The 22,399-nt window shown below is 56.2% G+C and carries 22 protein-coding genes; 10 read left to right on the top strand and 12 right to left on the bottom strand.

Going from position 1 to position 22,399, the window contains the following annotated elements:
* Window positions 1-4: 4 nt before the first annotated feature.
* Window positions 5-1,483, bottom strand: coding sequence for an MFS transporter (locus tag ACT3RT_RS08005; protein WP_496202791.1), 1,479 nt, complete (start codon window positions 1,481-1,483; stop codon window positions 5-7).
* Window positions 1,484-1,829: 346 nt separating this feature from the next.
* Between ACT3RT_RS08005 and osmF the strand changes: the two genes are divergently transcribed.
* The 4 genes from osmF to ACT3RT_RS07985 all read left to right on the top strand — a co-directional run bounded on the left by osmF (window position 1,830) and on the right by ACT3RT_RS07985 (window position 5,713).
* Complete coding sequence (osmF, locus tag ACT3RT_RS08000) at window positions 1,830-2,774, top strand: glycine betaine ABC transporter substrate-binding protein OsmF (protein ID WP_396130280.1); 945 nt, start codon at window positions 1,830-1,832, stop codon at window positions 2,772-2,774.
* An 82-nt stretch (window positions 2,775-2,856) separates the two neighbouring features.
* The gene (locus ACT3RT_RS07995; protein WP_496202790.1) at window positions 2,857-4,023 is read left to right on the top strand and encodes an ABC transporter permease; all 1,167 of its coding nucleotides are present in this window, start codon (window positions 2,857-2,859) and stop codon (window positions 4,021-4,023) included.
* On the top strand, window positions 4,020-4,964 hold the full coding sequence (locus tag ACT3RT_RS07990; protein WP_496202789.1) for an ABC transporter ATP-binding protein: 945 nt from the start codon (window positions 4,020-4,022) through the stop codon (window positions 4,962-4,964). Before ACT3RT_RS07995 ends, ACT3RT_RS07990 begins: the two co-directional genes overlap by 4 nt.
* Window positions 4,961-5,713 (top strand): ABC transporter permease, encoded by a 753-nt coding sequence (locus ACT3RT_RS07985; protein WP_353501441.1) that lies wholly within the window; start codon window positions 4,961-4,963, stop codon window positions 5,711-5,713. The genes ACT3RT_RS07990 and ACT3RT_RS07985 overlap by 4 nt, the downstream gene beginning before the upstream one ends.
* Before the next feature lie 40 nt (window positions 5,714-5,753).
* On the opposite strand, the gene ACT3RT_RS07980 is transcribed toward ACT3RT_RS07985, so the two are convergent.
* Window positions 5,754-5,927 carry a YohO family small membrane protein gene (locus ACT3RT_RS07980; protein WP_185688239.1) on the bottom strand — a complete coding sequence of 58 codons (174 nt, stop codon included), beginning with the start codon at window positions 5,925-5,927 and terminating at the stop codon, window positions 5,754-5,756.
* A gap of 224 nt (window positions 5,928-6,151) precedes the next feature.
* Here ACT3RT_RS07980 and yedA point away from each other — a divergent pair, with 224 nt between their 5' ends.
* Window positions 6,152-7,075 (top strand): drug/metabolite exporter YedA, encoded by a 924-nt coding sequence (yedA, locus tag ACT3RT_RS07975; protein ID WP_496202788.1) that lies wholly within the window; start codon window positions 6,152-6,154, stop codon window positions 7,073-7,075.
* Window positions 7,076-7,723: 648 nt separating this feature from the next.
* Here the strand turns inward: yedA and ACT3RT_RS07970 are convergent.
* The 8 genes from ACT3RT_RS07970 to ACT3RT_RS07935 all read right to left on the bottom strand — a co-directional run bounded on the left by ACT3RT_RS07970 (window position 7,724) and on the right by ACT3RT_RS07935 (window position 14,087).
* Window positions 7,724-8,260: a DUF3833 domain-containing protein gene (locus ACT3RT_RS07970; protein WP_496202787.1), complete on the bottom strand. Its 537-nt coding sequence runs from the start codon at window positions 8,258-8,260 to the stop codon at window positions 7,724-7,726.
* 15 nt (window positions 8,261-8,275) lie between these two features.
* On the bottom strand, window positions 8,276-8,797 hold the full coding sequence (locus ACT3RT_RS07965) for a hypothetical protein (RefSeq protein WP_496202786.1): 522 nt from the start codon (window positions 8,795-8,797) through the stop codon (window positions 8,276-8,278).
* A 94-nt stretch (window positions 8,798-8,891) separates the two neighbouring features.
* Entirely contained in the window at window positions 8,892-10,121 is a 1,230-nt protein-coding gene (locus tag ACT3RT_RS07960; RefSeq protein ID WP_496199627.1) for a class I SAM-dependent methyltransferase, read from the bottom strand.
* 3 nt (window positions 10,122-10,124) lie between these two features.
* Window positions 10,125-10,841 carry a DUF1365 domain-containing protein gene (locus ACT3RT_RS07955; RefSeq protein ID WP_496202785.1) on the bottom strand — a complete coding sequence of 239 codons (717 nt, stop codon included), beginning with the start codon at window positions 10,839-10,841 and terminating at the stop codon, window positions 10,125-10,127.
* Window positions 10,838-12,151: an NAD(P)/FAD-dependent oxidoreductase gene (locus ACT3RT_RS07950; RefSeq protein WP_353501447.1), complete on the bottom strand. Its 1,314-nt coding sequence runs from the start codon at window positions 12,149-12,151 to the stop codon at window positions 10,838-10,840. The genes ACT3RT_RS07955 and ACT3RT_RS07950 overlap by 4 nt, the downstream gene beginning before the upstream one ends.
* Before the next feature lie 7 nt (window positions 12,152-12,158).
* Window positions 12,159-12,875: an SDR family NAD(P)-dependent oxidoreductase gene (locus ACT3RT_RS07945; protein WP_353501448.1), complete on the bottom strand. Its 717-nt coding sequence runs from the start codon at window positions 12,873-12,875 to the stop codon at window positions 12,159-12,161.
* A complete protein-coding gene (locus ACT3RT_RS07940; protein WP_353501449.1) occupies window positions 12,872-13,327 on the bottom strand; it encodes a nuclear transport factor 2 family protein in 456 nt (151 codons plus the stop codon). The genes ACT3RT_RS07945 and ACT3RT_RS07940 overlap by 4 nt, the downstream gene beginning before the upstream one ends.
* Window positions 13,308-14,087, bottom strand: coding sequence for a MerR family transcriptional regulator (locus tag ACT3RT_RS07935; RefSeq protein WP_353501450.1), 780 nt, complete (start codon window positions 14,085-14,087; stop codon window positions 13,308-13,310). The genes ACT3RT_RS07940 and ACT3RT_RS07935 overlap by 20 nt, the downstream gene beginning before the upstream one ends.
* A gap of 444 nt (window positions 14,088-14,531) precedes the next feature.
* Here ACT3RT_RS07935 and ACT3RT_RS07930 point away from each other — a divergent pair, with 444 nt between their 5' ends.
* Window positions 14,532-15,101: a helix-turn-helix domain-containing protein gene (locus ACT3RT_RS07930; RefSeq protein ID WP_496202784.1), complete on the top strand. Its 570-nt coding sequence runs from the start codon at window positions 14,532-14,534 to the stop codon at window positions 15,099-15,101.
* Between the two features lie 31 nt (window positions 15,102-15,132).
* Complete coding sequence (locus tag ACT3RT_RS07925; protein WP_496202783.1) at window positions 15,133-15,669, top strand: GNAT family N-acetyltransferase; 537 nt, start codon at window positions 15,133-15,135, stop codon at window positions 15,667-15,669.
* Between the two features lie 223 nt (window positions 15,670-15,892).
* Here the strand turns inward: ACT3RT_RS07925 and ACT3RT_RS07920 are convergent, their stop codons facing one another.
* Together ACT3RT_RS07920 and ompC are read right to left on the bottom strand one after the other, a co-directional pair.
* Complete coding sequence (locus tag ACT3RT_RS07920; RefSeq protein ID WP_396131939.1) at window positions 15,893-16,699, bottom strand: 5'-nucleotidase, lipoprotein e(P4) family; 807 nt, start codon at window positions 16,697-16,699, stop codon at window positions 15,893-15,895.
* Between the two features lie 196 nt (window positions 16,700-16,895).
* Window positions 16,896-17,996, bottom strand: coding sequence for a porin OmpC (gene ompC, locus ACT3RT_RS07915; RefSeq protein WP_185688226.1), 1,101 nt, complete (start codon window positions 17,994-17,996; stop codon window positions 16,896-16,898).
* A gap of 303 nt (window positions 17,997-18,299) precedes the next feature.
* Here ompC and dinG point away from each other — a divergent pair, with 303 nt between their 5' ends.
* From dinG to ybiB, 3 genes are all read left to right on the top strand, one after another.
* Window positions 18,300-20,471, top strand: coding sequence for an ATP-dependent DNA helicase DinG (gene dinG / locus ACT3RT_RS07910; RefSeq protein ID WP_353501455.1), 2,172 nt, complete (start codon window positions 18,300-18,302; stop codon window positions 20,469-20,471).
* 99 nt (window positions 20,472-20,570) lie between these two features.
* Window positions 20,571-21,212, top strand: a complete 642-nt coding sequence (locus ACT3RT_RS07905) for an FMN-binding negative transcriptional regulator (RefSeq protein WP_496202782.1) — start codon at window positions 20,571-20,573, stop codon at window positions 21,210-21,212.
* Window positions 21,213-21,288: 76 nt separating this feature from the next.
* A complete protein-coding gene (gene ybiB, locus ACT3RT_RS07900) occupies window positions 21,289-22,251 on the top strand; it encodes a DNA-binding protein YbiB (RefSeq protein ID WP_353501457.1) in 963 nt (320 codons plus the stop codon).
* Window positions 22,252-22,399: the final 148 nt, after the last annotated feature.

Below are 22,399 nucleotides of genomic sequence, written 5' to 3'. Positions count from 1 at the left end.
CCCCCTAAAAATCTTCTGCATCAACATCATACCCTGAGGGTTCCCAGCGAATCGCCGTCAACACGATAAGCCCTGCCAGCGGCGCTAATGCGATCACCCAGAATACGCCGGTGCCGAGGGCGGCGGCTAATACGGGGAACAGGAACAGCGAAACCGTTGAGCTGCCGCGCATTAACGTTTGGTTGAAGCCTACGCCCATGCCGCGTAGCGAGGTCGGGTAGCTCAGGGAGGCGAAGGTCATGGTGTGGGAGCCGGGGCCGAAACCTTGGCCGAACAGGAATAGCGCCAACATGCCGATGGAAATCGCGGCTTCTGCGCCGTCGGTTGGGCGACCAATGGCGGCGAGGACCACCAGAGCGATCAGCTGACAGGCATATCCGGCGACGGTCATCTTCCATGCGCCGAACTTCGACACATAGCGCACCGCAATCAGCCCGCCGACAAAGGCAAACAGCAGATTAAGTGCCAGCGACACCAGGATGGTGCTGATCATCGACTGAGCCAAAAACGTCGATAGGATCACCGGCAGGCCGAAGGCCACGGCGTTATAGGCGAAGGAGGAGGCCACGGCGGTCACCGTCGCCAGCACGGTGCGGCGCAGATAAACCCCTTGCAGCAGCGTGCCGTAGTTGCGCCACGCGGCTTTGCGCACTTTTACCGCCGGTTCCAGATCGGCCTCGTCGGCCACCACGGCATTAATATTGTATGACTTACGCAAAATCGCGGCGGCACCTTGCAGGTCGCCCTGATTGGCGGCCCACACCGGCGACTCATTCATATAACGATGGCGGATGGCGATGATCAGCAGAGCCGGAACCGCGCCGAAGCCAAGGATTAAACGCCACAACCAGTCGGTGTGCGTGGCAGGCAATACCGCGTAAAGCAGCAGTACGAGCAGATAGGAGATGCTGATGGCGGCGTACCACGTCGGGCACCACATCGCCACGCGCGAGGCTTTATTGCCGCGCCCGGACAGCTTGGAGAACTCAGATAAAAACGCCATCGCCACCGGCAAATCAATGCCGACCCCAAGTCCCATCACAAAGCGTGACCCGCCCAGCACCCACTCGTTTGGGGCAAATGCACAGGCCAGCGCGGCAAAGACGAAGAAGAACATGTCGGCCATAAACACCCGGTAACGGCCAATTTTGTCGGTGAGATAGCCGCCGAACAGCGCGCCGATGATCGCCCCGAAGGTGATTGCGGAAGCCACCATGCCGGTACCCGACGGCGTCAGGCTAAATTCGCGCGTGATGTCTTTAATGCCGAAGGCCAGCGCGCCGAGGTCATAGGCGTCGAGGAAAACGCCGCCGAGTGCGATAGCAATCACGATGCGTGCGTCGCTGAGCTTCGCGGCCCCACGGTTGACGAGCTGGGTGATATCGGCGGCGGAGCGGATTAAAACCGGCGCGTCGCTGGAGGATGAACTGACTGAACCTGTATTCCCTGAACCGGCGGGAGCCGCCGCAAATGAATCTGACATAATTATTTTTACGCTTTTAGACAAAAAATCAGCATAGAAGGGGCGTGACCTCAGTCACAACTGATTTTTATTCATGAGGTAAATGAAATAGTTATAACTTAAAACATTTTCATCTGAGAGGAGGGGCGCGTCCGCTAGGCTAGCCCTGTTACTTTAGGCGCTGAGTGGCAAAGCTTTTCACAAATAAGCATTTTACTCAAAAATCCAGCCTTGGTGTGATGACCCGCCATTTTGTCCGAATTGGCAAAATTGAACTATTCTTTATCACACCGTATGTGTATACGAATTAATGTTGTTGGTGATATCAAAGCCTTAACATAAAAGTAACCCGATAAGAGGAAATAAGATGGCTTTCATGACAGGACGTGGGCGAGTGCGGGCAATAGCGGCAGCAGCGACGTTGGCAATGGTTTCTACTTTTAGTCTTTCTGCGCAAGCCGCAGACAGCGTGCGCGTCGGCTCGAAAATCGATACCGAAGGCTCGCTGCTGGGCAATCTGATTGTGCAGGTGCTGGAAGCCAATGGCATCAAGACCACCAATAAACTGCAACTGGGGACCACCAAAGTGGTGCGCGGCGCGATCACCGCCGGCGAAATCGATATCTACCCTGAGTACACCGGCAACGGCGCGTTCTTCTTCTCTGATGAGAAAGACCCGGCGTGGAAAGATGCCAAGGCCGGTTTCGAGAAAGTGAAAAAGCTCGATTATGACCAGAACAAAATTGTCTGGCTGGATGCTTCTCCTGCCAACAATACCTGGACTATCGCGGTGCGTGACGACCTCGCCAGTGCGCATAACCTGAAAAGCCTTGAAGATTTGGGCAAGTGGATTAAAAGCGGCGGCGACTTCAAACTGGCGGCCTCTGCCGAGTTCATCGAGCGCCCGGATGCTTTACCGGCGTTTGAAAATGCTTACGACTTTAAGCTGAAACAGAACCAGCTGCTTTCGCTGGCGGGCGGGGATACCGCAGTGACCATCAAGGCGGCGGCGGAAAAAACCTCTGGCGTGAACGCGGCGATGGCGTACGGCACCGACGGCCCGGTTGCGGCATTGGGTCTGGTAACGCTGACTGACCCGAAAGGGGTGCAACCGATTTACGCTCCGGCACCGATCATTCGTGAATCCGTGCTGAAGGCGCATCCCAATATTCCAGAACTGTTGAAGCCGGTCTTCGCCTCCCTCGATGGCCCGACGCTGCAAAAGCTGAATGCCAAAATCGCGGTTGACGGTCAAGATGCCAAAAAAGTGGCCGCGAAATACCTGCAAGACAAAGGTTTCGTCAAAAAATGATCCTTGCCATATCGGTGAGGAGATAACTCAAGCCCGCCCGGTTCGCCGCGCGGGCTGAACTTTTTAGATTTAGGTGACTTTTTTGACCCGGGACTTCGTTAAAAATCGCGTACTACTGACGCTGGTTATTCTGATTGTTGCCGCCGGAAGCGGCCTGGCCTTTCTGAGCCATGCCCCGAACCGACTGGTGTCTGGCAAAGGGATCTCCCTCGCCAGCCTGCTCGACGGGCAGAGCCTGTGGCTGCTGCTGCCGGTGCTGCTCCTGCTGCTGCTCTCCTTCTTTACCCCTTCGCGCCGCAACATGATTGTGGTGATGCTGCTGGCGGAAATCTTGCTGTTTGGCCTGACGGCGTTGACCGGCCACGCGGCTATTGCGCTGACCGGCGGAGATGAAGATAGCGTGGCGAGAACCTCGCTCGGCGGGGCATTCTGGGCCAGCGCGGCGCTCTCTCTGCTTATCGCCTCTGATGCCATTTCCCGCATTACCAAGAGCCCGACGTGGCGCATCCTGCTCAACGTGCAGGTGGTTATTCCGGTGATTGCGCTGATTATCACCGGCCAGCTGAGCGAACTGTCGCTGCTCAAAGAGTATGACAATCGCTCCGACGTGTTCAATGACGCGCTGTGGCAGCATCTCGGTATTCTGTTTGGCACGCTGGTTCCGGCCATTTTGCTCGGCCTGCCGCTGGGCATTATTTGCCATCGCTCGGCTCGCTGGCAGACGCCGATCCTCTCGGTGCTCAACATCATTCAAACGGTGCCTTCGATTGCGCTGTTTGGCCTGCTGCTGGCGCCCCTTGCCGGGCTGGCGAAGGCGCTGCCGTGGCTGGCGGAGCACGGTATCAGCGGCATCGGGCTGGCCCCGGCGATTATCGCGCTGGTGCTCTATTCGCTGTTGCCGCTGGTGCGTAGCGTGATTGCCGGGTTGGATTCGGTCTCTCCGGGCGTGATTGAGTCGGCACGCGGCATGGGGATGAACCGGCTACAGGTGTTTTACAAAGTACAAATTCCTATCGCGCTGCCGGTGATCCTCACCGGTATTCGCATCGTCGCGGTGCAAACCGTCGGTATGGCGGTGGTGGCCGCGCTGATTGGCGCAGGCGGCTTCGGCGCCATTATGTTCCAGGGGCTGCTGAGCAGCGCGCTGGATCTGGTTCTGCTCGGGGTGATCCCAGTGGTTCTAATGGCAGTCATCGTCGATGGCATCTTTAAATTCTTAGTCTCAATGTTGGAAACCTCACGCAGATGATTCATTTCAATCAGGTAAGCAAGCACTTCGCCGGAAAAGCGGTGGTTCGGGATCTGACGCTGGAGATGTCCAAGGGCGAGTTTACGGTGCTGATTGGCACCTCCGGCTCGGGCAAATCCACGACGCTGAAGATGATTAACCGTCTGGTGGAGCACGATCAGGGGCAGATCACCTTTGCCGGGGAGCCTATCAGCCAGTTCCGCGCGCAGGATCTGCGCCGCCGTATGGGTTACGCCATTCAGTCAATCGGCCTGTTCCCGCACTGGACGGTGGAAGAGAATATCGCCACCGTGCCGCAACTGCTCAAATGGCCGAAGGCCAAAATTCGCGACCGCGTGACCGAGCTGATGGAGCTGCTGCATCTCGACCCAAACCAGTTCCGCCATCGCTACCCGCACCAGCTTTCTGGCGGCCAGCAGCAGCGCGTGGGCGTGGCTCGCGCACTGGCCTCTGACCCCGAAGTGCTGTTAATGGACGAACCTTTTGGCGCCCTTGACCCAGTCACTCGCGCCACTTTGCAGCAAGAAGTGGCGCGAATTCATCAGCTTACTAATCGCACCATTGTGCTGGTGACGCATGATATTGATGAAGCGCTGAGCCTGGCGGACCGCATTGTGTTGCTCAATGAAGGGCAGGTGATTCAGCAGGGCACGCCGCTGGAAATGCTCACCAAGCCCGCCACGCCGTTTGTGCGTGACTTCTTCGGGCGCAGCGACATGGGCATCAAGCTGCTCTCTTTAGGGCTGGTGGGCGAGCGCACCCGTCGCGGCGAAACCTTGCCAATTTCCCTTGAGCCGATTGCCGCCTCCATGACGCTGCGTGAAGCGCTGTCGGTCTTTGTCGCCCGCCACGTCGAGCAGCTGCCGGTGATTGATGACGCCGGGCAGCCGCTGGGCGTGCTGCACTTTGGCGATTTGGTGGCCGAAAGGAGTGAAGCATGACCTTGCGTTGGCTGAAAGATCCGCTGCCATGGGTGATCCTGCTGCTGGTCGCGCTGGTGTTCGGCATGACCTCGCTCGGCGGCTTATTCCACTGGATGTTTCCAGCGCTAGACCGCCCGGTGTATCTGCAAGAGAGCTTTGCCTCGCTGGTGCGTGCGCACTTGCTGCTGGTGGGCATCTCTAGCCTGATTGCCGTGGTGATTGGCGTGGCGGCGGGGATTGGCGTTACGCGCCACGCGGGTAAGGAGTTTCGCTCGCTGGTGGAAACCATTGTGGCGATGGGTCAGACGTTTCCGCCGGTTGCAGTATTAGCCGTGGCGGTGCCGGTGATGGGCTTTAGTGAGAAACCGGCGATTATCGCGCTGGTGCTGTACGGGCTGCTGCCTATCCTGCAAGGGACCATTGCCGGGATTGAGTCAGTCCCGGCTTCGGCGCGGGAAATCGCGCAGGGCGTCGGCATGAGCCGCTGGCAAATTCTGCGCAAGGTGGAGATCCCACTGGCGGCGCCGGTGATTGTCTCCGGTATTCGCACCTCGGTGATCATCAACATCGGCACCGCGGCGATTGCCTCAAGCGTCGGTACCCAGAGTCTCGGCTCGCCGATCGTGATTGGCCTGAGTGGGTTTAACACGGCCTATGTGTTGCAGGGGGCGATCATTGTCGCCTTGCTGGCGATCATTGTGGATATGGCTTTCGAACGCTGGAGCCGTCGCCTGCAATGCTGGCAGGTGACTCCGCCGCAGGAATAGCGCGGCAGAAAAGCGGGGGAGTTTTGAATCGAAACGCGTCTTAGGACGCGTTTTGTGTAGCTGGTGCAGGAACCACGGAAGGAGCGGAGCTGGTATCTGGCGCTTTATCTTCCTGAATCACCACTGCGTAACCTGCCACCATCACGCCGCCGATTGCGCCAATAGCCATCAGGCCGAACAGGGCGATAAGACATTTTTTGCCGAACGTATTCATTTGCGAACCTCTTAAATAATTGCCCGGAATTATAAGTCGTTTGCCCCCTCCTGCAACAGTCTATTGATGCGCTTGTTACCTCGCGGAGAGGTTTTCGGTGCAAACCGCGTGCTAAAGAAACTTTTTCGTAACATCTGGACGTAATAGCACATATTTACTTGCCGCTCTGCTGAGCAATAGCGTTAACTGTTCGCCTTCTAACTAATTCTAAAAAAGTACTTACCATGACCCGAACAGCCTTTCGCTCCCTGCTGCCTTTAATCGGTGCACTTTTCGCGTTGTATTTTATCTGGGGTTCGACCTATTTTGTCATTCGTATCGGCGTAGAGAGCTGGCCGCCGCTGATGATGGCCGGCCTGCGCTTTTTCATCGCGGGCTGCGTGATGTTCACCTTTTTGCTACTGCGCGGCTATAAGTTCCCGACGCTGAAACAGTGGCTGTCGGCGGGGGCCATCGGCATTCTGCTGCTGGCGGTGGGCAATGGCCTGGTGACCGTCGCCGAGCATTTGGACGTGCCCTCCGGCATTGCCGCCGTGATGGTCGCCACCGTGCCGCTTTTTACTTTATGTTTCAGCCGCCTGTGGGGGATGCCGAACAGCCGACTGGAGTGGACCGGCGTCGCCATCGGCCTGTTTGGCATTGTGTTGTTGAATACTGGCAGCAGCCTCGGCGGAAATCCCTGGGGCGCGGTACTGATTTTGATCGCCTCCATCAGCTGGGCTTTTGGCTCGGTATGGAGTTCACGCCTGACCTTGCCAACTGGCCTGATGGCCGGTGCCGCCGAGATGATTGTCGCGGGCGTCGTGCTGCTGGCCGCCAGTTATTTGAATGGCGAAAAACTCGCTGCCACGCCGTCGCTGAGTGGTTTTCTGGCGCTCGGCTACCTGATGGTGTTCGGCTCGATGATTGCCATTAGCGCCTATATGTTCCTGCTGAAAACCGTCCGCCCGGCCATCGCCACCAGCTACGCCTACGTCAACCCCATCGTCGCCGTGCTGATAGGCATAAGCTTCGGCGGCGAATGGTTATCCCCAGTAGAGTGGGTCGCGCTGGTAGTGATTTTGTGCGCGGTGCTGTTGGTGACCCTTGGCAAGTTTGTGTTTGGGAGGAAACCGGCGGTGATTCAGGAGGTTAAGACTAACCGGTGAGTCTTTAAATCTTCAAATTCTAGTTCAAAACCGTGGGCTCGCCGCCCACACTGGCCCAAAGGGTTTTAAACGAAACCCTTTGGAATCCTACGTTCTTTGCTGTTGGAAGATCGAGGCTGCGCAGGGTTGGAATGGACGTGTTTCAGCGGCCACGGTGATCGTCGCGAAGTGCCGCCGCTTAGGCGGTTCCCGAATTTCAGGCTTCGAGCCTTTGGTCTCGAACCGTTCATTCGGCGTCACTTCTGAACGCGACCTACTGGCATTTCAACCGTGCCGTTTCAGTGGGAGGCTGGGAGGGAGCAAGGCAAAACTAACTGAAACGGCTCGGTTTAGATGCCTCAAAACCGCGCTCAAAAATGGCGCTGAGCGAATGGTTCGAGACCAAAGGCTCGAAGCCTGAAGCGAAGGCACCGCCTAAGCGGCGACATTTTGCGGTGGATAATTGAAGTACCTGAAACACGTCCGCCCAACGAGCGGAGCGCGCAGTAAAGAGCCGGGGAGTCTTGAGGGGCGCGGCGATAGGCGCCCCTCAAGGCCGGTGTGGCGGCAGCGCACGGTTTTGACTTTAAAAACGGTGTGGGCCGACGCCCACGACCTTGACCTTAAAGATGCAATTGAAAAGAAAGCGCACATGAGTCGCTCAACTCATCATTTCTTCTCAAAAAATAGAGTCACCTTCGCCACTTCCACCCCGAATTTCTTCAGTGAAGTCACATTAAACAGATGCTTATCATCCTGCTGGAAAATCCAGTCGTCGAAGGTCAGGCGATAGGTGCTGCCGCTGGCTTTCACATCCATGACGTATTTCCAGTTGAAGGCGTTGCCTGCCGCGTGGCCGGTGGCGGTGCCGATGATATCGCCCGCGGTGCCGCTGTAGCTGCCATCGTCCAGTTTGCGGATATGCCAGACGCGGGTCTGCTTCTCGCCGTCGTCATAGACGAAATCTTCATGCAATGTCAGGGTAGGGCCGACCACGTCGCCGTGAATCTTCACCGAAAAGCGCCGAGTCTGCTTGTTGGTGTAGTCCTGCACCATCCCGTAAGCCACGCTGTCGCCCTGGAAATAGCTAAAGATATCCAGCTTTGGCTGGGACTGCTGGTAATCCTTGATATCGGCGCTACAGCCGGCGAGAAAAATCAGGGTGAGCAGCATCAATCCTTTCAGAGCATTGCTTAATCTGAGCATGATAAATCCTCAAGGTTATGGCGTGGTGTCGCCAATCAGGTCTTTGCGTAAATCGGGATATTGCGTAGCGGGCGACAACCAAATGGCGAGAAAGGCGTCGCGAAAATCTGCGCTGAAATGCTCGCCAAGAGGCTCGGTCAACACGCTGTCGGGGGCGCGATAGTAAAACTGTCCGCCATCGGTATCCGCCAGAAAGGTGATTTGGCTGCCTTCGCTGACGTCAGGCCAGGTTTTTGCCACTTGTTCAGACCAGCCGTTGTGCTGCGCCTTGGGCAATAATCCGAGCTTTTCCCACTGCTCGCCCGTCGCTTTTACCAACTCTTCCCGACTTATGCTGCGCAGATATTCAATGCTCAGCGCCTGCGGCCACTGCGCCGCCTGATAATGGCCATTCGGCGTGCGCAGCTGCGAGTGATAAACGTCAAACGGCCCCCAGGTCAGGGTGGCGTGACCCACCTCCGGCCATGAGCTCCATGCAGGCGTGGCCTGCGCGGCGAACGCCATCAGCGACAGTAAACAGGCAAAAATCAGCTTCATGCGTGATCCCTGGGAAGACTTTTTCTCCTTCTCCTTTCAGAGGAGAAGGCTGGGATGAGGAGTGGTTTGAAGCGTGCTCAATGCACAGAGAGGGTTATCGCCTCTCAACCGTCATCTGTACCGTGCTAATAGTCCTCGCCCTGAACCCCGCCTCGCAGTAGCAGAGATAAAACAGCCACAGGCGGCGGAAGCGATCGTCGCTGTCGGGGACGGTTTGGCCATTCCAATAATTGACCACCCGCTCGCGCCATTCGTGCAGGGTGCGGGCGTAGTCGGAGCCAATATCGAACAGGTCGCGAACCACTAAGCCGGTGTGGCGCGTCATGGCCTCGCTCATGGCGGTGATCGACGGCAGGAAGCCGCCGGGGAAAACGTAGCGCTGGATAAAATCGACGTTGCGGCTGTAATACTTGTAGCGCTGGTCGGCGATGGTGATGGCCTGCAAGGCCATGCGACCCTGAGGTTTCAGCAGCTCGTTACAGCGTTTGAAGAAGGTCGGCAGGTAGCGTTTGCCAACGGCCTCGATCATCTCGATGGAAACCAGCTTGTCGTACTGCCCGCGCAGGGCGCGATAGTCCTCGAACAGCACGGTGACGCGGTCGCTCAATCCGGCCTGTTCAATGCGTTTCACCGCAAAATCGAACTGCTCGCGGGAAATGGTGGTAGTAGTAACCCGGCAGCCGTACTCGCGGGCGGCGAATTCGGCCATCGCCCCCCAGCCAGTGCCGATCTCCAATAAATGGTCTTCGGCACGTAGCTGTAATTGCTCACACAGGCGGCGCATTTTGGCCTGCTGCGCCTGTTCCAGCGTCATCTGCGGGTCTTGAAACCACGCCGACGAGTAGAGCATTTGGCTATCAAGGAAGCCCTGATAGAACTCATTCCCCAAGTCGTAATGGGCCGAAATGTTCTTACGCGCCTGCTTGCGGCTGTTGCTGCGCAGCAGGTGAATCAGGCCGTTGACCGGCGTACTTAACCAACTCAGGCGCGCTTCGATTTTATCCACCAGACCCAAGTTCTCAGCCAAGAGTTGCAAAACGGCAGTCAGGTTGGGCGTCGTCCAGTCGCCGTCGATAAAGCTCTCACCCGCCGCGATACTGCCACCGAGCAAAACGCGGCGATAGGCGCGCAGCCGTTGCACTTCAATCACCCCTTGTAAGGGCGCGTGCTCCTCGCCAAAGAACAGCGTCTGGCCGCCCGGCTCCTGAATAGTCAGGCCCGCGCCGCGTAGCTGTTTCAGCACGCTGAGGATCAAACCCCGCGCCGCTCGACTACGACGACTGTCTGCGCCCTCACGGGCAAGCTGCATATCTGGATGGCTCATGGGTCAGTCCTTATCAGCAGGAGGGTGAGCGTAAATAGGGGCGCGTTTCAGCCACAGTTTCAGGGCCTGCCAGTAAATGGTGACGGCGGTTTTCATCGTCATCAGCGGCAACTGCCATAGCTGTTTACGCAGAGTTTGTCGGGTCAGCGGCTGCGCCCTGAGAGTCAGGGTGGCGTCGAATTCCCGGGTTTTGCGATGGTTCTCAATATGCACCAACAACTGCTTGCCCGGCGGGGTTAGCCGCCAGTGGTACACCATGTCCATCGGGTTGAAAGGCGAAACGTGAAAGGCTTTCGCCACGGGCTGGCTGCCATCGGGTAGCACGGCGTAGGTATGGCGCTCGTTCCACGGCGTGTTGCGCACTTCGGCCAGCATCCAGCGCAGTTCACCCAGATGGTCATACAGGTAATAAAAGTTGACCGGATTAAAGTACAGGCCGAAGTAGCGCAGCTGGCAGAGCAGCATCACGCGGCCAGTCAGGCGTTCACCGGTCAGTTCGGCAATGCGTTCCTGCGCTTTGGTTTTGATGTCGCCGCCGCCCAGATAGTCGCTGCGCTTAAAGGTCGCAGAGGAGAACTTCTCCAGCCGAATCCCTACCCGATGTAGCTCATCCAGCTCATCGAGATCGATAAGCGGCATAAAGATCCCGTAGTTGAATGCGTGATCGACCGGGGTAAACCGGCGATGACGCACATTGCCAACATACAGGGTGCTGTTCATGATGCGGCCCGCTCGGCGCGAGGTTGCAGCAGCGCAGGATGGGTTTTCAGCATCTCTTCCACCACGTCTTTGGCGCTGTTGACCCCATCTTCATGGAAGCCGTTGTACCAATACGCGCCGCAGAACCAGCTGCGATGGTGGCCGTTAATCCAGCCGCGTTGCAGCTGGGCGCAGTGGCTAGCGAGGTTCAGCACCGGGTGCATATAGTGGGCGCGGAACAGGATTTTGCTTTCGTCTACTGGCGTCGTCGGGTTGAGCGACACGCAGAAGGTGTGCGGCGCGTCCAGCCCTTGCAGAATGTTCATGTTGTAGGTGACGCTGGCGCGGCGGGTGTTAGCGTCCGGGAATTCAACTGGCAATTGATAATTCCAACTGGCCCAGGCGCGTTGCTGTTTCGGCAGATGGCGGCGGTCAGTGTGCAGAATCACCTCATTTGACTGATAAGGCAGCGCGCCCAGAATGTCTTTTTCATCCTCGGTGGCATTTTCCCCCAGCAGTCTCAGGGTTTGGTCGGCGTGACAGGCGAAAATCACCTGATCAAAATGCTCGGCCCCGCGCGAGGTTTGCAGGGTGACGCCCGCCCCGTGGCGCACCACGCTGTGAACCGGCGTGGAGGTCAGTAGCTCGACGCTGGCGGGTAACTTTTGCTGCATGCGGCGGATATATTCCCGCGAGCCGCCCGGCACCACCATCCACTGCGGGCGGTTGGTGACGTCCAGCAGGCCGTGATTCTCGAAGAAGCGCAAGAACAGCGACAGCGGGAATTTGGACATGTCGTCCAGCGACGATGACCAGATCGCCGCGCCCATCGGCAGAATGTAGTGCAGGGCAAAAAAGTCGGAAAACTGGTTTTGGTCCAGCAAATCGCCGAGTGTCACTTCATCATTGGCCGGGTTATTCAGGCGCATTTTGCACAGCTTGTTGAAGCGCAGAATTTCCCGCAAGAAGCGCCAGAACTTAGGCTTAAACAGGTTGCGCCGCTGGGCAAACAGGGTGTTCAGAGTGTGGCCGTTGTACTCCAGCCCGCTGGCCGGGTTATGCACCGAAAAGCTCATTTCGGTCGGCTGGCCCTGAATACCGAGTTCGCGCAGCAGCGCGATGAAATTCGGATAGGTGCGGGTGTTGTACACGATAAAGCCGGTATCAATGGCGTAATCGCGCCCGTCGAGAGACACGTCCACCGTGGCGGTGTGCCCGCCCAGCGTGTCGGCGGCTTCAAACAGGGTGATATCACAGTTTTGGGACTGTTTGGACAGCATCCACGCGCAGCTAAGCCCGGAAATTCCGCTGCCGATAATGGCGACTTTCATCGGTTTTCTACCTCACCAGTCGTTGAGTCAGGCGCTTTTGCAGCGCCAGTGGCAGCAATGCGATAGTTTTGAGCAGCAGTGACAGGCGGGGAGGAAAAGCGATTTCACTCGCGCCTTTCGCCAGCCCTTTACGGATATAGGCCGAAGCTTGTTCAACGGTGATCATCATCGGCATTGGGAAATCATTGCGATCGGTGAGCGGCGTTTTCACAAAGCCCGGCAAAATCGTGGAAACGTGAATATTGCGCGGCCCTAAATCCAAAGCCAGCGAGCGGGAGAAGTAGGCCAGTGCGGCTTTCGACGCGCCATAGGCTTCGGCGCGAGGCAAGGGCACCAGCGAGGCGGTTGAGCCGACCAGCGCCACGCGGCTGCCCGCTGCCATGCCTGGCAAAATCGCATCCAGGCAGTTAACCGGGCCGATAAGATTAGTGTTAATAACCCGCGTCACGCTTTCGGCATCCACCACCCCGTTATCGAGATATTCGCAGGTCCCGGCATTCAGAATCACTAAATCGGCCTGCACCCATGCCATCGCCTGACGGGTGAGCGCCAGATCGGTCATATCAAAGCTCAGGGTTTCGATGTTGCTGTGCAAGCGCGTCAGGGCTTCCAGCTTTTGCGGGTCGCGCCCGCAGGCGGTGACTTTCCAGCCGTCGGCGGCGTAGTCCAGCGCAAGTTGTTTGCCAATGCCTGAACTGGCACCGGTTATCAGAACATGATTCATGCTTTTAACCTCGCCTTCAGCGCCTTAATGGCTCGCCCCAGAAGTGGCACGTGCTCATAGAGCATGGCCCCCAAATCGTAATAATCTCGCTGATAAATCACCTGATCTTCAGCCAGTTTTAAATGGCTAATGCCATCTAGATAGAGCGTCTCACCCTTTTTTAACGAGGGATGAGAGTAGGCCATACACCACACCAGCGTGGCTTCATCGCCACTCACTAAGGTTTGCTGAATATCGAAACGGCAGTCGTTAACGCTTTTTAGCAATTGGCGAAAGTAGCCCTCGAGGGCGGCAATGCCGTCGTGCTGGCCCACCGGGTCAATAAATATCACCTGCGGGTGGTAGATTTGCGCCAGTTGGGGCAGCGAGCTTTGGTCGAGCTGGCGATAAACTTCCGCCAACTGCGCTAGCGTTTTCTGTACCGATTCAGACTCAGTGACCTTCAGTGTCATGGGATTCTTCTGCCTCGTTCAATAGCACGCTGCTGCCGAGAAGTTGCACCGGGATCCCCTGTGCATGCCACTGGGCCAGCTTGTTTTTCTGCACGCGCGTCAGGCGGCCTTCCGACCACATTAAAATCTGATGCACGTTCAGGTTTTCCAGATAAGGCTCGTCCACCGGCTGCGGCAGCAGGTCTATCTGCACGCCTTCTTCGCTACGAATAATGGCTTCGAGCCACAGTTCGGTGCTGTCCATCTCGCCCCAGCCCATCAGCACTACGCGCACGCCGGGCTTTTTGCGCGCGGCGTTGAGGCACATTACCGCGTGCTCGATCAGCATGCCGTCGAGCAAATGGCGCAGCAGGTGCAGAGAAGGGCCGCCAGAGCCGAGGCGTTTTCTCAATGGGCGAATGACGTTGTTGATGAGCGCCATTGCCGGATATTCACGGCCCAGTTCGGCCAGCAGTTGGCGCACCTTATGCATGCTGCTCTCTTGCAGGGCGGTGAGCAGGCGCTGTTCCGACTGAGCCCAGCCGCTCGGCAGCGGTGCGACAGTGCCTTCGAGCAGCGCTCTGACTTGCCCGACCGGCACGCCGCGGTTAATCCAAGACAAAATGGTGCGAATGGTGTCGATGTCGTTATCGTCGAACAACCGATGACCACCTTCGCTGCGCTGTGGCTTGAGCAGCCCGTAGCGTCTTTGCCACGCCCGCAGCGTGACAGGGTTGATACCGCAGATACGCGCCACTTCCCCTATGCTGTACAGAGACATAGATCCCTCCTGAATATTCGTACTTCTTCCTTTCACTCTAGCCGTTATGGGGAAAGTTGTACAAGTTTATTATTGTTGTACAAGTTGAGGGCTGCTGCCCACACAAAACCTTGCGTTGCCACGCAAACTGGCCCAGAAGGCGCGAAAGCGCGCGCCCTCTGGACTCCCGCGCTTTTTATCGCTGCGTGTTCGAGGCTTCGCAGGGTCGGAATGGACATGTTTCAGCAACTCCAGTGATCGTCGCGAAGTGCCGTCGCTTAGGCGATTCCCTCAGTTCGGGCTTCGAGCCTCAGGTCTCGAACCACTCCCTCGGCGTCACTTCTGAATGCGACTTACTGGCTTTTCAACCGTGCCGTTTCAGGGGAGGATTTTTGCTTTATCCATATTGCTTAACTCCCATATATGGAATAAGTTCTCGATATTGAGAATTTAAGGAGCGTGGCGATGGACGATGAAAACCTAAATGATGATATGCGATTGGCGGAGCGATTGGCTTGGCTGAGGGTGAATCAGGGCTGGTCGCTGGAGGTGCTGGCAGCGCAAACGGGGATTAGCCGGGCGACGCTTTCGCGCATCGAGCGGGGCGAGACCAGCCCAACGGCGTCGCTGTTGGGTAAGTTGAGCGCGGCTTATGGCTTGACCACTTCGCGGCTGTTAATGGCGTTGGAGGATAACCCGCCGGAGCTGATTCGCCACGGGCAGCAGTCGGTGTGGTGCGACACGGCGACCGGGTTCGAGCGGCGTTCGGTGTCGCCACCGGCCCATGGCTATCGTGTTGAACTGATGACCGGCAAGCTGCAGGCGGGAGCCACTATCTCCTATGACTCGCCGCCGGTGGCGGGCCTTGAGCAACATATTTGGGTGCTGGAGGGCGTGCTGGAACTGACGCTCGACCAGCGCCAGTTCAGGCTGGAGAAGGGCGATAGCATGCGATTCCTGCTGTTCGGCACCTCGGCTTTCCACGTGCCCGGCCCTGATGACGCCCATTACCTGATCGCTATTTCCCGGCCTTAATCTTTAAACCATCCTGAGGAGGAAGCTCTGTATGTCGAAAATTCACCAAGTGGCAGTGAAGGAAGTGTTTGATGGCGCATTGAGTGAAACGGACCTCGACCAATTGGCGGAAACCCTGAATTTGGCGGTAGAGCAGGGGGCGAGCATTGGTTTTGTTCCGCCGTTCGCACATCCGCAGGCTGTGGCGTTTTGGCACAAACTCATTCCGGCATTCATCTCCGGCGAGCGTCGGCTGCTGGTGGCCCGGCTGAACGGCAGGATTGTCGGCACGGTACAACTGGCGGTGAGCCAACCCGCCAATGGCGCACATCGGGCAGAGATCAATAAGCTGATGGTGCATCCCGCAGCCCGTCGTTTGGGGATTGCGCGTTCGCTGATGGTGGCGATTGAAGAAGTGGCACGCAGCGCGGGTAAGCAACTGCTGGTGCTGGATACCATCACCGACGGAGCCGCCGAGGGGCTTTATCGCTCGTTAGGGTATGAGGTGGCGGGGCAGATCCCACAGTATGCAATGTCAACGCAAGGACAACTTGAGCCGACCACGGTGATGTTTAAGGTATTGGGGTGAAAGAATTAACGAATGGTAGAGAACAAGCCTAAATCCAAAAGCCCACTGAAACGGCACAGCTGTAACAAGGGTGCCTGAAACACGTCCATCCCAACCCTGCGCAGCCTCGATCTACCAGCAAGAAAAAACGCAGGGTTCCAAGGGAGGCGCGTTTACGCCTCCCTTGGTCGGTGTGGGCCGACGCCCACGACCTTGAACTTGACCTTAAGGTAAACCTAAAAGGTTATTTCCCGTTCCACGCCTTCAAGTTTGTATCACGCACTTTCAGCTTCTGTTCTGGCGTCAGCTTGTTATATTCCGCAGCCAGGCCGCTTTCCCAGTCGCCGTACAGTGGGTTTGGCAACACGATGAACTGAGTGCCGAACTGCTTGTAGTTCTGGTTTACGAAGGCGCGACGCTGGGTGTTGTCTTTGTGATAGGTCGCGGCACCGAAGTCGTTCAGGTTGTCACCGGCGTAAATCACGATGTTATAACCCGCGGCTTTGATGGAGTCGAAACGCGCCTGTTTGTTCGAAGTGTCGCTGCTCAGTAACAGGGTTTTCTCGTTCACGCCGGTGAAGCCCAGACGGTTCAGGTTTTCCAGCGTGGCGGCGTATTCGCTGGTTTTACGGTTTGACACATAGAACATGGTGCCGCCGTGGGAGTTAACATAGTTGGCGAAATTCACCGCGCCCGGCACGGCGGTTGCCTGCTTGGCGGCGGTCCATTCAGACCAGGTTTTGCTGTCGAATGGCTTGTTGGCTTTAACCTGCCACGCGCTGTAGGCGCTGTTATCAATCATGGTTTCGTCGAGATCGACTACCACGGCTTTAGGCTTGCCATCCAAAGGCTTAGCATTGTCAAAGGCGACGGTTGCTGCGTTGAAAGCCTGATAAGTCAGCGCCTGATATTCACCAGACTGTTGGAACCAGTTGAGGGCCATCACCGATTGGTCGTTCAGCTTCTGTTGGTCTTGGGCAGCTTTTGGCGCACAGCCCGTCAGAGCCAGCATAACCAGCGCAGCGGTGGCGCACAGCGTCATCTTTTTCATTCACTATCACCTTTGATTTTTAGTATTAGTAAGAAAATCCTCCAAAACTGTAGCAGATTCATAGGATTAAGGAAGAGTGAAAAGTCAGTTACGGGAGACAGGCAATAAAAAAGCCGGGGGATGAGCCCGGCGAAGTGTTCACAGAGAATTTATGACAATGAGGTCTTATTTGATGAAGGTTACTTCTTACTACAAGTTAGAACTGGTAAACCAGGCCTAACGCAACAACATCGTCGTTGTTCAGTTTCAGTGTATTATTATCGTTCAGCTGGTTGATTTTATAATCAACAAAGGCTGACATGTTTTTGTTGAAATAATAATAGGTCGCTACGTCGATATATTTCGCCAAATCTGCATCGCCAATGCCTTCAATATCCTTAGCTTTGGTCTGAACATAACCCAATGATGGACGCAGACCCCAGTCGAATTGATATTGCGCAACGGTTTCGAAGGTCTGAGTTTTATTTGCGAAGCCGCTCACTGATGCAGGAGTACCAGCCAGGCTGCCCGGTACGGAAATAGCGTACAGGTTGCGAGTTTCAGCATAAATAGCTGCTAAATAAACGCTGTTATTGTCATATTTCAGACCGCCAGTCCACGCGTCAGCTTTATCGCCTTTACCGTAACGAACCGCAGTTTGTGCTGAAGTACGGTCAGAAGAAGAGTAGGCACCGCCGACGCTCACACCTGAATCACCGAAGGCGTAAGTGGTAGACAGCGCGTAGCCGTCGCCGTTAGCCGTGTTCAGAGAACGGCCGTCGTTTTCGTTCTTACCTTGGTACTGAACGGCGACGTTCAGACCATCAACCAGGCCGAAGAAGCCGCGGTTACGGTAGGTTGCCACGCCGTTAGCACGGCCTGTCAGGAAGCGGTCTGCCTTGGTGTAACCGTCGCCACCGAACTCTGGGAACATATCGGTCCAGGCTTCTACATCGTACAGCGCGCCGTAGTTACGGCCGTAGTCGAATGAGCCATATTGAGCGAATTTCAGACCGGCAAAGCCCAGACGCGTTTTGGTGTCTTGGGTGCCTTGAGCTTCTGAATGGTTTGCAGCGACTTGATATTCCCACTGGCCATAACCGGTCAGAATATCGTTAATTTGTGTCTGGCCTTTAAAACCGAAACGAACATAAGTCTGGTCGCCATCAACACCGGCATTATCAGAAATATAATGTTCGGCTTTAACTTTTCCGTACAGGTCCAGTTTGTTACCGTCTTTATTATAAACTTCGGCTGCGTGTGCCCCGGATGCAATCAGTAAACCAGGAATTAATAATGCCAGAATCTTATGTTTCATTTTATATACCCTGCTTTCCCATTATCTCTATTGATATAAAAAGAGACTAAAAGGGTTTTATTTAAAGGACGCGAGTCATCTCATGTACTGTGCTTTCAATGTGTGCCTGAAATTTTCACAGCGAGGATTTTTTACCTTATGTTTGTGATCGATTTATGACAGAAAAAAATGAACTTTCTTTTTGTTTTACAAATGCACCTAGATTTACATCTTCCGAAACAGGATTTGCAGGCTGATCCGCAGGCCGGTCTGTGGGACAATGGGTAGCAGAATTTCTCGATAACTCAATTTTATAAGGGATGAATGGCGCTTTCCCCCGCAGTAAAAAATCAGATAAGCCAGTGGTACAAAGCCCTGCAACAACAAATTCCGGATTTTATCTCCCGAGCGCCACAGCGACAGATGATCGCTGAGGTTGCCAAGGCGTTTTCTGGCGATGCTGCACGTCATTTGGCGATTGAAGCGCCCACCGGCGTGGGCAAAACCCTGTCCTATCTGATCCCCGGCATTGCTGTAAGCCGTGAGGAGGAGAAGCCGTTAATCGTCAGTACCGCTAATGTGGCGTTGCAGGATCAGATCTACAGCAAAGACCTTCCGCTGCTGAAAAAGATTATTCCTGACCTCAAGTTCACCGGTGCCTTTGGCCGCCGACGTTACGTCTGCCCGCGCAACCTGTCGATGATGAGCAACGAGAATGCGCAGGGCGATTTAGGGCTGTTCCTCGGCGACGAGCTGGCACCTTCAAACTCAGAAGAGCAGAAGTTTTCCAAGACGCTGGAAACCGCGCTGGCGCGCTACCAGTGGGATGGCCTGCGCGACCACTATCAGCAGATGATTCAGGACTCCTTGTGGGAAAAAATTAGTACCGACAAGGCTAACTGCCTGAACCGTAACTGCCATTACTATAAAGAGTGCCCCTATTTTGTGGCGCGAAAAGAGATTGAAACCGCCGACGTGGTGGTGACCAACCACGCGTTGGTGATGGCCGCGCTGGAGTCAGACATGGTGCTGCCCCCGGCCAAAGACCTGCTGTTAGTGCTCGACGAAGGCCACCACCTGCCCGACGTCGCCCGCGACGCGCTGGAGGTTGAGGCCAATATCTCGGCGGTGTGGAACCATCTGCAACTCGATAACTTTGTTCGCCAGATTGAGCAGTGCCTTGGGTTATTCACCCCGAAAAACCCGCCGCCGCTGACCAACGCCGAGCGGCTGCACAACCACTGCGCCGAGATGCGCGAGCTGTTGTTGTCGATTGAGCAGCAGATTAGCCAATATCTGCCGCCCGACGCGCCGGAGGCCGAGCACCGTTTCGAGATGGGCGCGCTCTCTCCTGAGCTGACCGAGCAGTGCGCGCGGCTGTTTAAACTGACCGACGCGCTGCGCGGTTTGGCCGAGTTCATGCTCAATGATCTCAGCGAAAAGACTGGCAAACACGACATTGGCCGTCTGCATCGGGCGATTTTGCACATGAGCCGCATGCTGGGTTATCTCGAAACCATGAGCAAGCTCTGGCGGCTGGCGGCGATGGAAAAAGCCTCCAACGCGCCAATCAGCAAATGGGTGACGCGGGAGTTTTTCGACAATCAAAGCCATCTGATGCTGCACTGCGTGGGCATTCGCGTCAGCGAACAGTTGGAAAAACTGCTTTGGCGCAAGGTGCCTCACGTGGTGATCACCTCCGCCACGCTGCGCTCGCTGAACAGCTTCTCCCGCCTGCAAGAGATGACCGGTTTGAATGAAAAGGCGGGCGATCGCTTCGTCAGTCTGGATTCGCCGTTTAACCATATTGAGCAGGGCAAGCTGGTAATTCCGCAGATGAAAAACGAGCCGATGATGGCCAATGAGGCGGCTCATTTGGAAGAGATGGCCGACTTCTTCCGCGCCGAGTTAGCCAAAGGTGAACACAAAGGCCAACTGGTGCTGTTTGCCAGCAATCGGGCGTTGCAGCAGTTTGTCAGCCTGATGCCCGACCTGAGACTAATGCTGCTGGTGCAGGGCGATCAGCCACGCTACCGTCTGGTGGAGGAGCACCGTCGGCGGGTCGAGGCGGGCACCACGAGCGTGCTAATTGGTCTGCAATCCTTTGCCGAAGGCTTGGATCTCAAAGGGGATCTGCTCACTCAGGTGCACATCCATAAAATTGCCTTTCCGCCAATCGACAGCCCGGTGATTTTGACCGAGGGCGAGTGGCTGAAAACCCTGAAACGCTATCCGTTTGAAGTACAGAGCCTGCCGAGCGCGTCATTCAACCTGATTCAGCAGGTAGGGCGTCTGATCCGCAGCCACGAATGCCGGGGCGAAATCGTGATTTACGACCGGCGGCTGATCAGCAAAAACTATGGCTCGCGGCTGCTGGCGGCGCTGCCGATTTTCCCTATTGAGCAGCGAGAAATGCCCGCGCCCGGCTCGGTTAAACGCCCGGACCGACTAAAAAGCACCACTAAAATGGTCAAACGCCGCCGCAAAGCGCGCTAACCAAGCTGTACCACGCCTTTTCCGCAAAACTGTGTCTTTACTGTTCTCTTAATCGTCGTTATCAATAGATTCATAACTGACGGTTAAGAGACTTCATCAATGTATTTACCCGCTGCATTTAAACAACAAGACGTTCAGGCTCAGGCGGAGCTTATCCGCCAGTATCCACTGGGACTGTTGATTTCCAACGGGCCTGAGGGTTTTGAAGCCAACCCGATCCCTTTTTTGGTGGATGTCGACGCCGACGGCCAGCTGACGCTGCGCGCCCACCTTTCGCGCGGCAATGCCCAGTGGAAGTCGCTGGCCGAAAACGGACATTGCATGGTGGTGTTTCAGGGCGTTGAGGGCTATGTCTCGCCGTCCTGGTATCCTTCGAAGCAGCAAAACGGCGGAAAAACGGTGCCCACCTGGAACTACGCCACGGTGCAGGTCAGCGGCGAAGCCAAGATTATCGACAGTCCCGGCTGGTTGCTAACCTTACTCAAAGCACTGACCACCCAGCATGAAGAGGGGCAGCGAGAGCCGTGGGCGGTGAGTGACGCCCCTGATAACTTCATCGCCGCGCAGTTGAAAGGCATCGTGGGCTTTGAGCTGGTGGCGCGCAAAGTCGAGGGGAAATGGAAGCTGAGCCAGAACCGTAGCGCCGAAGACGTTAATGGCGTAATCGATGGCCTGAAAGAGCTGCAAGGCGACGCCAGCCCGCTGGCGCAGGCGATGGTCAACGCCAAATCCGACAAATGACCGGCGCGTTGCCGTTTTCCCTGATTGCTGGCTGAGTTATGCTGGCCTTATTCGATTTTCATCACATGGCAGACCAATGGATTACACCAAACTGATTAAAGAAGTGGGCCGTGGAAAGAACCACGCCCGTGACTTGGACCGCGAGCAGTCGCTGGCGCTGTATCGCGAGATGCTGGCGGGCGAAGTGCCTGATTTACAGCTCGGCGGCCTGCTGATTGCTTTGCGCATCAAGGGCGAGTCGGAAGAGGAGATGCTCGGTTTCTATCAGGCGATGGAAGAGCAGGTGATGCAGCTGCAAGCCCCTGCCGACAGGCCGATGCCGATTGTGATCCCCACTTATAACGGTGCGCGCAAGCAGGCCAACCTGACGCCATTGTTGGCGATGCTGCTAAGCAAGCTGGGCTTCCCGGTGCTGGTTCACGGCGTCGATGAAGACCCGACGCGCATCACCAGCGCGGAGATTTTCCACCAGCTCGGTGTCGAGCCCGCGCAGGACCAGCAGCAGGCGCAGCAGCAGTTGGATGCAGGCCAGCAGCCGGTTTTCGTGCCGGTTTCCGTGCTCTGCCCGCCAATGGACAAGCAGCTGGCACTGCGCTGGCAGATGGGCGTTCGCAACAGCGCTCACACCCTAGCCAAGTTGATCACGCCTTTCGGCAAGCAAGATGTGCTGCGGCTGTCGAGCGTGTCGCACCCGGAATATATTCAGAAAGTTTCATCGTTTTTCCGCCAGGTGGAAGGGCGCGCGCTGCTGTCGCAAGGCACCGAAGGCGAGGTGTACGCCAACCCGCAGCGCTGTCCGGCCATCTATCTTCTCGCTAACGGCGAGCAGCAGGTGCTGGCCGACAAGCAGGAGTTCACCGATGTCGATCTGCCTGACAGTAAAGACGTCGCCACCACCGTCGCCTTCACTAACGCGTGTTTGCGAGGGGAGCGTGCTATCCCGCAGGCATTGCTCAATCAGCTTATCTGTTGTCTGGTCGGGGCGGGGGTCTCGGCAGATATGGCGGAGGCCAAGATGATTATTGAACAGGTGTTTTAGGGGGCTTTTCTCCTTCCCTAATTAGGGGAGGAGCAGAACAGCTTTCGACTTAGATTTTGCGTTTCTGCCCATAAATCTACCCATCTCCATCCTGAAAAGGTAAAATACTCGTTATTAATCATTTCTCTTATGATTTTACTCATTTTTT

Origin of the sequence: Ewingella sp. AOP9-I1-14 (genome assembly GCF_052375995.1) — a bacterium.
Lineage (GTDB): Bacteria > Pseudomonadota > Gammaproteobacteria > Enterobacterales > Enterobacteriaceae > Ewingella > Ewingella allii.
Note: the sequence above shows the minus strand (reverse complement) of the source record. Positions and strands in the feature narration are given on the sequence as shown.

Excerpts from the sequence above, each read along its gene's own strand:
- ACT3RT_RS08005 (WP_496202791.1), bottom strand. The coding sequence starts at position 1,483 with ATGTCAGATTCATTTGCGGCGGCTCCCGCCGGTTCAGGGAATACAGGT.
- osmF (WP_396130280.1), top strand. The coding sequence starts at position 1,830 with ATGGCTTTCATGACAGGACGTGGGCGAGTGCGGGCAATAGCGGCAGCA.
- ACT3RT_RS07990 (WP_496202789.1), top strand. The coding sequence starts at position 4,020 with ATGATTCATTTCAATCAGGTAAGCAAGCACTTCGCCGGAAAAGCGGTG.
- ACT3RT_RS07985 (WP_353501441.1), top strand. The coding sequence starts at position 4,961 with ATGACCTTGCGTTGGCTGAAAGATCCGCTGCCATGGGTGATCCTGCTG.
- ACT3RT_RS07980 (WP_185688239.1), bottom strand. The coding sequence starts at position 5,927 with ATGAATACGTTCGGCAAAAAATGTCTTATCGCCCTGTTCGGCCTGATG.
- yedA (WP_496202788.1), top strand. The coding sequence starts at position 6,152 with ATGACCCGAACAGCCTTTCGCTCCCTGCTGCCTTTAATCGGTGCACTT.
- ACT3RT_RS07970 (WP_496202787.1), bottom strand. The coding sequence starts at position 8,260 with ATGCTCAGATTAAGCAATGCTCTGAAAGGATTGATGCTGCTCACCCTG.
- ACT3RT_RS07965 (WP_496202786.1), bottom strand. The coding sequence starts at position 8,797 with ATGAAGCTGATTTTTGCCTGTTTACTGTCGCTGATGGCGTTCGCCGCG.
- ACT3RT_RS07960 (WP_496199627.1), bottom strand. The coding sequence starts at position 10,121 with ATGAGCCATCCAGATATGCAGCTTGCCCGTGAGGGCGCAGACAGTCGT.
- ACT3RT_RS07955 (WP_496202785.1), bottom strand. The coding sequence starts at position 10,841 with ATGAACAGCACCCTGTATGTTGGCAATGTGCGTCATCGCCGGTTTACC.
- ACT3RT_RS07950 (WP_353501447.1), bottom strand. The coding sequence starts at position 12,151 with ATGAAAGTCGCCATTATCGGCAGCGGAATTTCCGGGCTTAGCTGCGCG.
- ACT3RT_RS07945 (WP_353501448.1), bottom strand. The coding sequence starts at position 12,875 with ATGAATCATGTTCTGATAACCGGTGCCAGTTCAGGCATTGGCAAACAA.
- ACT3RT_RS07940 (WP_353501449.1), bottom strand. The coding sequence starts at position 13,327 with ATGACACTGAAGGTCACTGAGTCTGAATCGGTACAGAAAACGCTAGCG.
- ACT3RT_RS07935 (WP_353501450.1), bottom strand. The coding sequence starts at position 14,087 with ATGTCTCTGTACAGCATAGGGGAAGTGGCGCGTATCTGCGGTATCAAC.
- ACT3RT_RS07930 (WP_496202784.1), top strand. The coding sequence starts at position 14,532 with ATGGACGATGAAAACCTAAATGATGATATGCGATTGGCGGAGCGATTG.
- ACT3RT_RS07925 (WP_496202783.1), top strand. The coding sequence starts at position 15,133 with ATGTCGAAAATTCACCAAGTGGCAGTGAAGGAAGTGTTTGATGGCGCA.
- ACT3RT_RS07920 (WP_396131939.1), bottom strand. The coding sequence starts at position 16,699 with ATGAAAAAGATGACGCTGTGCGCCACCGCTGCGCTGGTTATGCTGGCT.
- ompC (WP_185688226.1), bottom strand. The coding sequence starts at position 17,996 with ATGAAACATAAGATTCTGGCATTATTAATTCCTGGTTTACTGATTGCA.
- dinG (WP_353501455.1), top strand. The coding sequence starts at position 18,300 with ATGGCGCTTTCCCCCGCAGTAAAAAATCAGATAAGCCAGTGGTACAAA.
- ACT3RT_RS07905 (WP_496202782.1), top strand. The coding sequence starts at position 20,571 with ATGTATTTACCCGCTGCATTTAAACAACAAGACGTTCAGGCTCAGGCG.
- ybiB (WP_353501457.1), top strand. The coding sequence starts at position 21,289 with ATGGATTACACCAAACTGATTAAAGAAGTGGGCCGTGGAAAGAACCAC.